We start from the raw sequence: 14569 nt of genomic DNA, 5'->3' as shown, positions 1-14569 counted from the left end.
TAGTACAATTAAAGTAATATTAATATTATACGACCTCATGGGGGCCTATATCTGAAAGGAGTAATGAATCAATGAGCAACAGGAAAATCTGGGGTCTTATTTTAACAATGGTTATTGTTTTTCTAATTGTGCTGACTAAGTTTGATATCGTAAAGCCAGTTAACACATTTGTTCCAAATAGGGAAGTTAAGCTAACTATTTTAGCAACTGCTGATTTGCATGGTGCGATCCCCACTAAACTTGTTGAATACGTACAAGAAGAGAGAAAAAAAGATAAAAACCTTATTCTGGTAGATGCGGGGGATTTTTTCGACTCTACTAATAGCGTATTGATGACCCAATGGTTCAGGTTGTCCGGTCCTAACTCAAACCACCAGAGAAGGACACCGCCCATCGTGCGTGAAATGGGCAAACTAGGTTATGATGCCGTGGTGCTGGGAAATCATGAGTTTGTATCTAACGACAAGGATTCTTTAGATGAGCTGGTTTTAGATTTTACCGATTATGGTATACCAGTTCTGTCAGCTAATCTATATGAGACCTCGAATTACCATGCCCACTATGTCAATCCCTATATCATTAAAGAAATCGAAACGGAACAAGGTATTGTAAAAGTAGGTATCTTGGGCCTCACTATCAAGGAGGTGGGTGAATCTAATGGCCCACGGGAGCTGAAAGACTTACTGCAATACAAAGGGACTTTGGAATTAAAGGATATCGTCCAGGAAGTCAATAGCAAGCGATGGCCTGAGTTGCTGAGGTACAACGGGGCAGACATTGTCATTGCCGTTGTCCACTCTGGTGAAGAATCACTAAAGTCAAAGGATACTGGTAACAGGATTAAAGAACTGGCTCAAAGTACGGATGGTATCGATGCTATTGTTGCCGCGCATACCCATGTTAATATACCTGAGCATAAATACAAGAATAAATCAGGGGAAACTGTTATTGTGACTCAGCCGGGGAGGTATGGAGAGTATATTTCCAAAATCAATTTTGTTTTGGTAAAAGAGAATGGCAGATGGACGGTAAAAGACAAAAGCAGCCTTACTCAGAAACCCTAAATAATTTTAAAAGTGGGGGGGTATGTTTTGCCAGACCGTTTTGAAAATGTAACTTAATAAAACAAACTTAATGGGTTATGCCTCCATGACCACATCCTCATCGGAAGGCAGGAGAAGAGGTTAAAATTTGCCCGTAAAAAGGCAAGCGGCATAAACAGTTTCCTTCCTGTAATGCAGGCACCTCCCATTTATTCCACGGTGCCTTGACAACATGGGAATGGAGAACTTTAACTGAAAACTTAAATATCAAGCCATCTTTTTGTATTTACCAAGAGATATCTCACAGAGCATCTCAAGTATGTCTTGGTCGCAGCCTTCAAATGTAACTTGCTTAAACAGACTTTGACCGTATTTATAGTAGTGGGTATCTGGTGGTGTATAAGCAGTAGACTTCCGTTCCTTTGGAGCACTATCCGCAACCTTGTTAGGCTTAATAAATAGTTCCGTTTCATAGACCGCCCCCTTGTATTCCACCTGTACTCCTGATATATGCCCAAATCATGTATATCCATTCAATAATGGTATATATTAGCAATTATTGGAAGGATAATTTACTAAAATTGTCCACAACGCAAAAAGCTTATAAATAAATTTGCATTGACAGATTTCAACATATTTTGTATAATTGAAATCACTACTAAAAGTTATGAAGAGGAAGAGTAGATAGGTGTATGACCTTTCAGAGAGGAAGCGGTTGGTGGAAGCTTCTGGCATACCTATCGAACGCCACCTCGGAGCTGCACCGGAGAACCTGCAGTAACTGGTGCCGGAAATATCCGTTAACCAATGAGAGGCCGTATGGCAAATAGGGTGGTACCACGGGAAACCTCGCCCCTAAAACGATAAAGTTTTAGGGTTTTTTTATTATTATCGAAAGGCAAAAGGAGGATTAAATTATGGAATGGATGTCAATGGACGAAATACGAGAGAAATTTTTGAGTTTTTTTGAGAGCAAAGGACACCTGAGGTTAAAAAGTTTTCCTTTAATACCACATAATGATAAAAGCCTTCTCCTGATAAATTCAGGTATGGCTCCGTTAAAACCTTATTTTACTGGCAAAGAGGTACCACCGCGCAAGAGGGTGACCACCTGTCAGAAATGTATCAGAACTCCTGATATCGAAAGGGTAGGCAAGACTGCAAGACATGCTACATTTTTTGAAATGCTGGGCAATTTTTCCTTTGGGGATTATTTTAAAGAGAGCGCAATACCGTGGGCATGGGAGTTTGCCACACAGTGGCTCAAACTTCCTGAAGATAAGCTATGGGTTACAATATATCAAAATGATGATGAGGCCTTTGAAATATGGAACAAGGTCGTTGGTGTACCTGATGAAAGAATAATAAGGATGGGAAAAGAGGACAATTTTTGGGAGATAGGATTAGGGCCATGTGGCCCATGTTCAGAGTTGTATTTTGATAGAGGGGTTGAAAAGGGATGTGGTAAACCAGACTGTGCACCGGGCTGTGACTGTGACAGATTTATGGAATTTTGGAATCTCGTCTTTACACAGTTCGACAAAGATGAGGCAGGAAACTATAACAGATTAGCCAACCCAAATATAGACACAGGTATGGGCCTTGAGAGAATGGCTGCAATAATGCAGGGAGTGGACAATATTTTTGAAGTGGATGTGGTAAAAAGGATAATGGATGATGTATTAAAGATGAGCGGCACTAAATATAATGAAGACCGCAAGAGGGATGTCAGTATAAGGGTAATAACAGATCATATAAGAGGGATAACCTTTATGATAGGTGACGGCATACTACCATCCAATGAGGGTAGAGGTTATGTGTTAAGGAGGATTTTGAGAAGGGCTGCAAGACATGGCAAACTGCTTGGATTGAATGAGCCGTTCCTTTATAAACTGGTCGATAGTGTAGCTGGGACCTACATAAGTGCATATCCAGAACTTACAGATAGACTTGATTATATTAAAGAGGTTGTTAAGCTTGAAGAGGAGAGGTTTAATGAGACTATAGACCAGGGTATAAGCAAACTTCAGGTTTATATAGATGGGCTGAAGGCAGAAGGTAAAGCAGTTTTATCAGGAGAGGATGCCTTTAAGCTTTATGATACTTACGGTTTCCCTCTCGACCTGACAAAGGAGATACTAGAGGAGCAAGGTATAGAGGTAGATGAGGAAGGCTTTAATAGAGAAATGAGTATTCAGAAGGAGAGAGCGAGAGCGAATAAGATAGAGGACAACTCACTTTGGGCTAATGATGCTCTTATGGAGGAACTAAGGGCCTACAGTACAGAATTTGTAGGATATGAAAGATTGGAGTCCAAGAGCAAGGTTCTTGCCATATTAAAAGACAGAGAACTGGTATCCAGTGCATCAGAGGGAGAAGAGGTAGGTATAATCTTAGATACAACCCCGTTTTATGCTGAAAGCGGTGGACAGGTAGGTGACAAGGGCACAATTTACAACAATAATGTAAATATTATTGTATTTGACTGTAAAAAAGTGTTAAATAAACATATCCATATCGGTAAAATAAGACGAGGAATTATCAGTGTTGGAGATGTGGTGAATGCTGAGGTGGATAAGGGCATTAGAATGAATACAGCAAGAAATCACACTGCAACACACCTGCTACACAAGGCATTGAGAGAAATACTGGGTGAACACGTACATCAGGCAGGTTCTCTTGTGACTCCGGAGTATTTAAGGTTCGATTTCTCTCATTATCAAGGGCTATCCCAGGAACAGCTTGATGAAATTGAAAGAAGGGTAAATGAAAAGATCTATGAATCCCTTCCAGTTGAAATTAGTGTGACAACTCTTGAAGAAGCTCAAAAGATTGGAGCGATGGCACTTTTCACAGAAAAATATGGTGACAGGGTAAGGATAGTAAAGGCTGGGGACTACAGTATGGAGCTCTGTGGTGGTACCCACCTGAAGAATACTTCAGAGATAGGTGTGTTCAAGATTGTTTCTGAGGGTGCGGTTGGTGCAGGACTGCGTAGGATAGAGGCTCGTACCGGACCGGGGGCTTATGAATATCTGAGCGGATATAAGAAGCTTGTATCCAGTATTGCAGATTATCTTAAGATAAATGAGAATGACTTAGAAAACAGGGTAATTGAAATGTTAAGCCTTATCAAAGATAAGGATAGAGAGATAGAAACCTTGAAACAAAAAATAATGAACATGTCTGTCGATGAATACCTTAAAGGAACTATTGATGTAAAAGGTGTAAGACTGCTGACACTTAAACTGAATTCCTATACGAATAAGGACCTTAGAGACTTAAACGACCTGCTCAAATCAAAATTAAAATCTGGCGTATTACTGTTGGCGGGTGTAGAGGATGGTAAGGTAAATCTGGTGGCAAGTGTTACACAGGATATTATTGAAAAAGGACTTAAGGCCGGGGAGATTATAAAAGAGGTCTCCGCCATACTGAATGGAAGTGGTGGAGGTAGGCCAGACATGGCACAAGGCGGTGGGAAAGACAGTTCAAGGTTAGATGAGGCATTCCTGGCGTGCCGGAGATATATAGAAGATAAGATGCAGTAAAGAGGGTGAGTACCCTCTTTACTTTTAATACAATTAAAAAGTAAAATTTTATGATATAACCCTGTCGTTTGATAGTAAAATGTGATAAAATGAAGGCAGATTGGAGGTGCTTATATATGCCGGATAATCAGGATACCATGAAATATAGTATGGAAAAAATGAAAGCGGACCAGGCCAGGGGAATATTAAGAGAGGTATACGATGCACTGAAGGAAAAAGGCTACAACCCTGTAAACCAGATTGTAGGTTATCTGCTTTCAGGAGACCCAACGTATATCACCAGTCACAAAAATGCAAGAGGTCTTATAAAAAAACTGGAGCGGGACGAGCTGGTAGAGGAGCTTGTAAAATACTATCTTCAGGTGAAGGACTAAATGATATATAATCTACTGGGCAACACGGGTATACGTGTGTCAAAGGTATGTTTCGGTTCCCTTTCTATTAGCCCTTTACAGACCTCTATTACTAAAAATGAGGCTGTAAAGGTACTCTCTTGCGCCTTCGATCATGGTGTTAACTTTATAGATACGGCAGAAATATATGATAACTATGATGTGATAGCAGAATTCATAAACAGCTATTATCCGGATGATTTAGTAATAGCTACGAAGTGTTATGCGTATACGGCTGATATGGCCGAAAAAAGCCTTATAAGGGCATTAAAGGAACTGAAACGTGAATATATAGATATTTTTTTGCTTCATGAGCAGGAGAGTATTTACACATTGAAGGGTCATGCCGAGGCTATTGAATACTTTATAAAGGCGAAGGAAAATGGCTATATCAGGGCATTTGGCATTTCAACTCATACAGTAGATGCAGTCAGAGCTGTGGCCGGTATGAATGAGATAGAGGTAATTCATCCTATAATAAATGTGGGTGGTATAGGCATTCTGGGTGGCAGCAGGGATGACATGCTCCATGCTATCCAAAGGGTGCATAGATTGGGCAAGGGCATTTATGCCATGAAGGTACTTGGAGGGGGACACCTTATTGGTGAGGCCAGGCCAGCTATTGATTTTGTAAGCTCCATTAAGGAGATAAGCTCAATCGCCATTGGTATGCAGTCAGAGGATGAGGTTATAGCAGACGTGTGCATGATTAATGGTGAAGATGTGCCCGAAGATATTTCCGCTCGCCTCAACAGGAGGGTGCGTAGACTTGTAATAGAGGAGTGGTGTGATTTGTGTGGTGCCTGCATTGATAGGTGCGTACAGGGGGCATTGAAGGTAGATGGTGATGCTGTTGTGGTTGATATGGATAGGTGTACCCTGTGCAGCTATTGTGTTGGCGCATGCCCGCATTTTTACATTAAGGTGGTGTGATTTTGAGGATACTTGGCTTAGATCTGGGGGATAAGACTATAGGCTTAGCGGTAAGCGATCCCACGGGGTTATTTTCCCAACCGGTAAAGACACTTCCACGAACGTGGACCAAAAAAGACATTGATGCTATAAAAAAGATTATTGAGGAATATTGTATAGAGAAGATAGTCATTGGACTACCCAAAAATATGAATGGTAGTCTTGGACCTCAGTCGGAAAAGAGTATGGAGTTTGCAGATGTATTGAAAAAAGAGACTGGGTTGAACGTTGACTTATGGGATGAAAGGCTTACAACTGTTGCTGCTGAGAGGGCATTATTGGAGGCCGACATGAGCAGAAAAAGGCGGAGAGAAGTGATTGACAGCATTGCTGCATCTATAATATTGCAGAGCTACCTTGACAGCAGGAAATAGAATTTTGAATAGAAATTTCAATATTGACATATATTACTATGTATTATACAATAACAATATCCTAATAAGAGTGAGGTGTAAACCAATGGAAGACGAGACCATAGTTTTGTACGATGAGAACGGTGAAGAGCAGGAGTTCGAGCTAATAGCATCACTGACCGTAGACGACAGAGATTATGTAGTTGTAAGACCGATGGAAGAAGAGGATTCTGAAGACGGTTATATATTGAGGGTGGAAAAGGATGAAAATGGTGATGACGTATTTGTAGGTGTAGAAGATGATGAAGAGTTTGATACTGTAGTTGAGGCATACAATGAACTGGTGGATGAATATGATGAAGACTATGATTATGATGATGAGGAATATGATGAAGAGTTTGACGATGAGGATGAGTTTGACGAGGATGATTTTGAAGACTATGATGATGAAGATTAGGTACTCTTTTTAGAGTACCTTTTTAATTTTATATAGTATATTATGTATATATGGATATTAATTATGTCAATATATGTATATCCGCGTGATACCTTGAAGGCGGCCGGTGTGAGAAGAGGAGACGATGGCCCTATTATATTTGAGAATGAGACTCATTGACAGCAGTTTAAATGTATGTTAATATTAAATCGAGAATGAAATTCATTTACAGGGGGCATGTTACAATGATTCTGGCCAATGCAAAGGTTGGGCAAACCGTTGAGATAGTTGATATTATGGACAGTGATGCTAAGATAAAAACATTGAGATTGGGCATAGGTGAAGGTTCAAAGATAAAATGCGTAGAAAAAATTTCCAATGGACCAGTTGTGATAAGAAGCAGAATGCAAGAACTGGCTGTTGGTAAGAAGTTAGCTGAAAAGATAGTGATAAAACCTGTGGAGTAGGAGGGGCTTTATATGAGCTGCTGTGATATTGGAGTCAAAGTGGATATCCCCGAAGGCTCAAAGGCAATTGTACTGGCTGGCAACCCGAATGTTGGTAAGTCTGTGTTCTTTAATTACCTGACCGGAGTATATGTGGATGTGTCTAATTTCCCAGGTACGACAGTAGACATAAATCATGGAAAGTATCATGATGATGTGGTACTGGATACGCCGGGTGTATACGGAGTTTCTTCTTTTAACGATGAAGAGCGTGTAGCCCGGGATGTAATATTAAATGCGGATATTGTACTTAACGTGGTAGACTCACTCCACATGGAGAGAGACCTGTTTCTGACACAGCAGATTATTGACATGGGTAAGCCCGTAATTGTGGCCTTAAATATGATGGATGAGGCAGAAGCCAATGGTATTTATATAGATGTAGCGAAATTATCTGAGATACTGGGTGTAAAAGTGATTCCAACTGTTGCGATTAAGGGGAAGGGGCTCCAAGAGGTTGCAGAGAACCTCCAGAATGCCCGTACAGGGAAAAAGACACCTGGCATTGATAAGTATATATCTGATTTTATGAGACAACATCCTTATGTTAGCGAAGAAGATGCACTGATGATTCTGGAAGATGACCATTATGTGGCAGAGGAAGCCGGCATTGATGAACTTCCGGGACTGCGGGATAAGATATATAGCCTCAGGCGCAATTATATTAACAGTATGCTAAAGGATGTCATATATGAGGATTTAAGTAAAGCTACCTTTGTAAGCAGGCTGAGCAGCTGGATGATAAGGCCGGCCACAGGGATCCCTATACTTCTCGTTGTACTTGGTATTATGTATTATCTGTTAGGTGTGGGGATAGCTCAAAAACTTGTTGGTATAACTGAAGATTACTTTATGGGAGGAATAGTGAGTCCATTTATAATAGATACAGTTTCAAGATTTGTATCACCTGATTCACTGATAGGTACGGTATTAATAGGTGAATTTGGCCTCTTGACCATGACACTAAACTATGTGGTTGGACTTTTACTGCCATTGGTTATAGGTTTTTACTTGTTTTTATCTATTCTTGAGGATTCTGGATATTTACCGAGGATTGCCACCCTGGTGGACAAGGCTCTTACAGGTATAGGGTTGAATGGTAAGGCTATAATACCTATGATACTAGGGTTTGGATGTGTTACCATGGCTACCATTACTACAAGGATACTGGGTACCAGAAGAGAGAGGGTAATAGCCACAATGCTTCTTGGATTGGCTATACCGTGTTCGGCACAGCTTGGGGTTATAGCTGGTATGATATCCAGGGTAGGTCCTGTCTACTTTTTTGTTTATGTTTTTGTAATATCTGCTGTGTTTGCAGTTGTTGGATATCTTTTGAATAAGGTCTTGCCGGGCGAATCCAGTGACCTTTTATTAGATCTTCCAACACTGAGGATGCCAGAACCGATAAATGTATTAAAGAAGACAATGGCAAAGTCCAAGACGTTTATCACAGAGGCTACCCCATTGTTTGCTTATGGTGCTATTGGCCTTAGCGTGTTGAAATACTTCCATATACTTGACTATATCATAGAGCTTATAAAACCTTTAACTGTAGGCTGGCTACAGTTGCCAAAAGAGACGGCTACAGCTTTCATAATGGGGTTTGTCAGGAGAGATTTTGGTGCAGCAGGACTTTATGCCATACCCATGACTCCAAAGCAGGTACTTGTAGCTTTAATTACCATTACTTTGTTTGTACCGTGTATTGCTGCTACCATGGTGATCTTTAAAGAGAGAAGTAGAAATGAGGGCATATTTATATGGGTGGGTAGCCTTGTTATAGCTTTTCTTGTAGGCGGTATTGTCTCCCATGTAATTATATAGAGGTGATATCATGAGAAAGTGCCCGGTTTGTGGTTTTGTCATAAAGGATGATAAGACTTTTCGTTGCCCACGCTGCAATGCAAGCCTCTTGAGCTGCTTTGGATGTACGGGTAACTGTAAAGCATGTGGTCTGGTCAAAAAATCATGAGAAATTCTCATGATTTTTTGGTATAATAGAGATATGTTAGATAAAATTTGCCAATCTGTTTTTCAAACATTATAATGAGCAGATGGCATACAAAAAGACATTAGCTTTTATTGTGAGATGTTGGAATTTTTTATTTATATCTTTCTGATTTTGGTTGACACGAAAAAACTTAAGTAATAAACTATTAACATGAGTATTTTTTCAAATATGAAGGTGATATTTTGAATATAGAGAAGAATGATGTAAAATATCAGTTGCAGGAAAGAGGTTATAAGTTAACTACACAACGGAGAGCTATATTGGATACGATAATGGAGAATAGTGACAAACATCTATCCAGTGAGGATATATATGACCTTGTACGAAAGAAATGCCCGGAAATTGGATTAGCAACTGTGTATAGAACATTACAGATTTTTGAAGAACTGGGATTAATATATAAATTGGATTTTAACGATGGGAGGGTCAGGTACGATGTATATAATGGTACCAGTGACCATCAACATCATCATCTGATATGTATAGGGTGTGGAGCCGTCATAGAGGTTGAAGAAGACCTACTGGACGATATGGAGAAACACATTACAGAGGTCAAAGATTTTGAGATTGTCGATCACAATGTAAAATTCTTTGGATACTGTAGCAAGTGCAGGTCGAAAAATCACCCTGTAGCCTGAGATACAGGGTATTTTTATATAAAAATATTTGGAGGTGGCGAATAATAGTTAAATCAGAAAATTTAAAACTAAATATTGATGGAGACGAGAGTGATGAAAGGGGAAAGAATGTGACGCATAAGACTTCTAAGATTAGGATTATACCATTGGGCGGATTAAATGAGATTGGAAAAAATATGAACGCTATCGAGTACAGGGATAAAATTCTTGTCCTTGACTGTGGGATGGCTTTCCCGGATGACGAAATGTTGGGTGTAGATATGGTCATCCCTGATATCTCATATCTCATTAAAAATGCCGACAAGGTATGTGGTGTGGTTATTACCCACGGTCATGAAGACCATATTGGCAGTCTACCATATTTTTTGAAACAGATAAATGTGCCTGTATACGGTACGAAATTAACCCTGGGGCTTATCAGTAACAAACTGAAAGAACATGGTATCTTGAAGGACACTACACTGGTAGAGGTTGGGTTTAACCAGAGGATAGATATCGGACCATTTAATGTAGAGTTTATAAGGACAGGCCATAGTATCCCTGATTCTGCTGCAATTGCAATACACACTCCAATGGGGGTGATACTTCACACGGGGGATTTTAAAATTGATTATACGCCTGTAGACGGACAGGTTGTAGACCTTGCAAGGCTTGCCCAGCTGGGCGAAGAAGGCGTACTTGTGCTTATGGCAGACAGCACCAATGTGGAAAGGCCTGGATATACCCCTTCTGAGAAAATCGTCGAAGAAACGTTCAACAGGATATTTCAATCTACAGAGAAGAGGATAATTATAGCTACATTTGCATCGAACGTTCACAGATTGCAGCAAATTTTTAATGCTGCCTTTAAATATGGTCGAAAGGTGGCCATATCAGGCAGGAGCATGGTAAACGTAGTCAGCGTTGCGAGGGAACTGGGCTATCTGGATATACCAGGGGATACCATGATTGACTTGGATGCTGTCAATGACTATGATGACGATAAGCTGGTCATTATAACTACCGGCAGCCAGGGTGAGCCAATGTCGGCACTGGCCAGGATGGCATATAACGAACACAAGGTTGTTGAGATAAGAAAGGGTGACCTCATCATCATATCTGCTTCAGCTATACCAGGCAATGAAAAGACAGTTTCAAGGATAATAAACCAACTGTTTAAACGAGGCGCAGATGTGATATATGAGCCTTTTCAGGATGTTCATGTTTCGGGACATGGTTGTCAGGAGGAAATGAAGCTATTACACCAGCTTACAAGGCCAAAGTTTTTTGTACCAGTCCATGGAGAGTACAGACATTTACGCCAGCATTCCAAACTGGCTGAGTCCCTTGGGATGCCACCAGAAAATATCTTTCTTGTGGATATTGGTACAGTGTTGGAGTTCACAAAAGATACCGGTAAAATTGCAGGCACAGTGACGGCAGGCAAGATCCTGGTGGATGGGCTTGGGGTTGGAGATGTCGGCAATATAGTATTGAGGGATAGAAAACATCTGGCGCAAGATGGCTTGATGGTGGTTGTACTGACAATTTCGAAGGAAAATGGGTCTATTGTTGCTGGCCCTGACATTATATCCCGTGGCTTTGTATATGTAAGAGAATCAGAAGATTTGATGGAAGAGGCAAGAAAAATAGTCAAGGACTCACTTGCTACTTGTGAGAAAGATGGGGTTACTGAGTGGTCAACCTTAAAATCAGTGATAAAAGATTCTTTAAGGGGATTCCTTTACGAAAAGACGATGCGTAAGCCTATGATTTTGCCAATAATAATGGAGATATAGCATTATGTTATATCTCCATTTACTGGAGGTTTCATATGAGTATCCTGAATTTTTTAACTGAATACAACATGTATTTTTACATTGTTTTTATGCTAACAGGTACGCTTCTTGGCTACTGTGGGCGTGTATCGGGTGTATTTAAAAAATATAATGGCAGGATACAGACAGTATGTCTCGGTATACTGCTTTTTGCCATAGGATATGAGATAGGAAACGATCACAGACTGCTTATGACTCTTGGCCCTATAGGGATAAAGGCTGCATTTATTTCAATTATGTCTGTTATAGGCACTGTAATTTTTATAAATATAACCGCCAGGCTTTTAGGCAGTGAGAGGGTGAGGAGCTCTTGATGTATATAATTGTTATCTGCCTGATAGGTGGCATGATATGTGGATATTTCTCAGGGATATCCTCAAGTGGTTTATCTAATCATATTGTCACACTGGGACTACTTATGTTGCTTTTCTCTGTGGGGATTGACTTTGGTAAAAACAGAGAAATCTTAAATAGTATAAAAGAGAATAGGCTTAGATTGTTTATTATACCTATGGGTACAATAATTGGTACAATTGTAGGTTCACTGGTTGCCGGCATAATATTGAGCATGCCAGTTAAAGAATCTGTGGCAGTAGGGGCAGGTTTTGGCTGGTATTCACTTTCAGGTGTGTTGATAACCCAGCTTTATAGTGTAGAGCTGGGTACAATGGCATTTATATCAAATGTGGTAAGGGAGGTTATAGCCCTTCTTATTATACCATTTGTTTCAAAATATGTAGGTAGTATGGAGGCTATAGGGATTGCAGGGGCTACTGCTATGGATACATCTTTACCTGTTATAGTTAAATATACTTCGTCGGATATGGTTATATTTTCTTTCTTGTCTGGATTAATACTCACACTGTTTGTTCCATTATTGATACCTATTATATTAAATTTTTAAAATGTACAGTACAAGGAGGGGTATAAATGAACGTATATGATTTGGCTCATCAGCTCGCAAGAGCCATGGCCGAATCTGATGAGTACAGGAGCTATGTTGAAGCAAAGAAAGCTGTAGAAGCCGATGAGACAAATTCTAATATGGTAAATGATTTTCATAAGATGGAAATGGAACTGAGTGCTAAACAGGCCATGGGCCAGCAGCTTTCTGAGGATGAAATGAAAAAAATTAATGATATGTATCAGCTGATAACATTAAATCCAACAGTTAAGGAATTTCTTGAAAAAGAAATGAGATTTTCCACCATGGTTGCAGATGTGTTTAAAATAATTAATGATGAGATTGGAGGAGTTTGAACATGAATGTTAAATACATAACAAAGGCTGCAATAATTGCTGTACTCTATATAGTCCTCACATATGTGATGGGGTTATTGAGTTTTAATCCGCTTCAGCTCAGATTGTCTGAAGGACTTACTATTTTGCCGCTTTTAGAGCCTGCAGCTATACCAGGACTTTTTATAGGTTGCCTTTTTGCGAATCTGCAAAGCCCCTTTGGAATCATAGATATATTGGGAGGTAGCCTGGTGACATTGGTTGCTGCATACCTTACGAGCAAAGCTAAAAGTTTTTGGATGGGAGCACTCCCCCCGATAATTTTAAATTCCGTTTTTGTTTCCATATGGGTAAGTTACTTTACGAAGGTACCGTATATTGTTACGATGGGTGGCATAGCCCTTGGCGAGGGTATCTCAGTAGTCCTCTTTGGCTACATTATCTACAATATATACAAAAATATAGCCCGTATCTATTTGAAATAGATATTTTTTGATATAATCAGCTTAAGGGGGGGGATGATGAATGAAGAGGAGTTTTACCCTCATTATGCTGATTTTTATAGTTGCTATGGTTTTTGGATATATTTATTATTCAATGCAGCCAGCGTCACCGAGTGATGAGTATATTGTGGTTGTTATACCTCAAAATGTTGGTATAAGAGAGATCAGCGGGATATTGAAAGAAAAAGGAATAATTCGTTCGCCGACGGCATTTGAGCTACGTGCAAGGGTTGAGGGGAAGAGCAGGGTTCTGAAGGCCGGTAAATATGTCATGAGCCCTAATATGAACTTAGACGAGATAATAGATAAACTTGAAAGAGGAGATATTGTAGATGATACTGTAAAAGTGACATTTCCTGAAGGATTTACCGTAAAAGAAATAGCCAGAAGACTTGATGATATTGGATTGGTATCTCAGGAGGATTTTCTCAAGGCTGTAGAAACATATGATATTTCAAAGTATGAGTTTTTAAAAATGATACCAGAAAACAGGCCAGTCAAACTGGAGGGATATCTTTATCCTGATACCTATACATTCAAGCTTGATGCTGACTCAGAGGATATAATCAATACCATGCTCACCAGATTTAATGTGATCTATGAAAACAATATAAAGGAAAACCTGAATGGCAGAAGCTTAGATGATATTATAAAGATTGCATCCATGATAGAGAAAGAGGCAGTTGTTGATACAGACAGGCCTAAAATAGCTTCTGTTATTTACAACAGACTCCGGAAAGGCATGAGACTCCAGATTGATGCAACGGTTCAATATGCATTGGGTAAACACAAGGAGAAGCTTTCTATAAAGGACCTGGAAATAGACTCTCCTTACAATACCTATAGGATTATTGGACTTCCGGAAGGACCAATTTCTAACCCTGGCCTGAAATCAATAACGGCTGCCTTAAAGCCAGCTGATACCAATTATATATATTACGTGGCAAAGGGGGATGGTTCTCATTATTTCACCGATGATTATAATGAATTTCTGAAGGCTAAAAACAGTTATAATTGAGTATAGTGTATTTGAATCCAGAGATGGTTGTAAAGATGGGCGTCAGGTTATGGGTTCTATTGAGGTGTATGCTGGTTGTGGCATGGA

General features: G+C 39.8%; 16 protein-coding genes and 1 other annotated feature. Of the genes, 15 read left to right on the top strand and 1 reads right to left on the bottom strand.

The window, feature by feature from the left end; translation table 11 throughout:
• Positions 1 to 71 precede the first annotated feature (71 nt).
• The gene (locus FWJ32_RS00980) at positions 72 to 1064 is read left to right on the top strand and encodes a metallophosphoesterase (protein WP_149544109.1); all 993 of its coding nucleotides are present in this window, start codon (positions 72 to 74) and stop codon (positions 1062 to 1064) included.
• A 246-nt stretch (positions 1065 to 1310) separates the two neighbouring features.
• Here the strand turns inward: FWJ32_RS00980 and FWJ32_RS00975 are convergent, their stop codons facing one another.
• On the bottom strand, positions 1311 to 1538 hold the full coding sequence (locus FWJ32_RS00975; protein WP_149544108.1) for a hypothetical protein: 228 nt from the start codon (positions 1536 to 1538) through the stop codon (positions 1311 to 1313).
• A gap of 163 nt (positions 1539 to 1701) precedes the next feature.
• Positions 1702 to 1903 (top strand) — a binding site (T-box leader).
• A 57-nt stretch (positions 1904 to 1960) separates the two neighbouring features.
• Between FWJ32_RS00975 and alaS the strand changes: the two genes are divergently transcribed.
• From alaS to mltG, 14 genes are all read left to right on the top strand, one after another.
• Entirely contained in the window at positions 1961 to 4594 is a 2634-nt protein-coding gene (gene alaS, locus FWJ32_RS00970) for an alanine--tRNA ligase (protein WP_149544107.1), read from the top strand.
• Between the two features lie 116 nt (positions 4595 to 4710).
• Positions 4711 to 4968, top strand: a complete 258-nt coding sequence (locus FWJ32_RS00965) for an IreB family regulatory phosphoprotein (protein ID WP_149544106.1) — start codon at positions 4711 to 4713, stop codon at positions 4966 to 4968.
• On the top strand, positions 4969 to 5919 hold the full coding sequence (locus FWJ32_RS00960) for an aldo/keto reductase (RefSeq protein ID WP_149544105.1): 951 nt from the start codon (positions 4969 to 4971) through the stop codon (positions 5917 to 5919). It abuts the gene before it with no gap.
• A gap of 2 nt (positions 5920 to 5921) precedes the next feature.
• Positions 5922 to 6332 carry a Holliday junction resolvase RuvX gene (gene ruvX, locus FWJ32_RS00955; protein WP_162523451.1) on the top strand — a complete coding sequence of 137 codons (411 nt, stop codon included), beginning with the start codon at positions 5922 to 5924 and terminating at the stop codon, positions 6330 to 6332.
• Between the two features lie 85 nt (positions 6333 to 6417).
• Positions 6418 to 6768 carry a DUF1292 domain-containing protein gene (locus FWJ32_RS00950; RefSeq protein WP_149544104.1) on the top strand — a complete coding sequence of 117 codons (351 nt, stop codon included), beginning with the start codon at positions 6418 to 6420 and terminating at the stop codon, positions 6766 to 6768.
• Positions 6769 to 6992: 224 nt separating this feature from the next.
• The gene (locus FWJ32_RS00945) at positions 6993 to 7214 is read left to right on the top strand and encodes a FeoA family protein (protein ID WP_149544103.1); all 222 of its coding nucleotides are present in this window, start codon (positions 6993 to 6995) and stop codon (positions 7212 to 7214) included.
• Positions 7215 to 7226: 12 nt separating this feature from the next.
• Entirely contained in the window at positions 7227 to 9080 is a 1854-nt protein-coding gene (gene feoB, locus FWJ32_RS00940; RefSeq protein WP_149544102.1) for a ferrous iron transport protein B, read from the top strand.
• 366 nt (positions 9081 to 9446) lie between these two features.
• Entirely contained in the window at positions 9447 to 9905 is a 459-nt protein-coding gene (locus FWJ32_RS00935) for a Fur family transcriptional regulator (protein ID WP_149544101.1), read from the top strand.
• A 110-nt stretch (positions 9906 to 10015) separates the two neighbouring features.
• On the top strand, positions 10016 to 11683 hold the full coding sequence (locus tag FWJ32_RS00930; protein ID WP_149544100.1) for a ribonuclease J: 1668 nt from the start codon (positions 10016 to 10018) through the stop codon (positions 11681 to 11683).
• Between the two features lie 35 nt (positions 11684 to 11718).
• Positions 11719 to 12036, top strand: coding sequence for a LysO family transporter (locus tag FWJ32_RS00925; protein ID WP_149544099.1), 318 nt, complete (start codon positions 11719 to 11721; stop codon positions 12034 to 12036).
• On the top strand, positions 12036 to 12626 hold the full coding sequence (locus FWJ32_RS00920; RefSeq protein ID WP_203227527.1) for a LysO family transporter: 591 nt from the start codon (positions 12036 to 12038) through the stop codon (positions 12624 to 12626). Before FWJ32_RS00925 ends, FWJ32_RS00920 begins: the two co-directional genes overlap by 1 nt.
• A 26-nt stretch (positions 12627 to 12652) precedes the next feature.
• The gene (locus tag FWJ32_RS00915) at positions 12653 to 12982 is read left to right on the top strand and encodes a YlbF/YmcA family competence regulator (RefSeq protein ID WP_149544097.1); all 330 of its coding nucleotides are present in this window, start codon (positions 12653 to 12655) and stop codon (positions 12980 to 12982) included.
• A gap of 2 nt (positions 12983 to 12984) precedes the next feature.
• Positions 12985 to 13446: a QueT transporter family protein gene (locus FWJ32_RS00910; RefSeq protein ID WP_149544096.1), complete on the top strand. Its 462-nt coding sequence runs from the start codon at positions 12985 to 12987 to the stop codon at positions 13444 to 13446.
• 40 nt (positions 13447 to 13486) lie between these two features.
• Positions 13487 to 14482, top strand: coding sequence for an endolytic transglycosylase MltG (gene mltG / locus FWJ32_RS00905; protein WP_149544095.1), 996 nt, complete (start codon positions 13487 to 13489; stop codon positions 14480 to 14482).
• Positions 14483 to 14569 lie beyond the last annotated feature (87 nt).

The organism is Calorimonas adulescens (genome assembly GCF_008274215.1).
Classification (GTDB): domain Bacteria; phylum Bacillota; class Thermoanaerobacteria; order Thermoanaerobacterales; family UBA4877; genus Calorimonas; species Calorimonas adulescens.
Note: the sequence above shows the minus strand (reverse complement) of the source record. Positions and strands in the feature narration are given on the sequence as shown.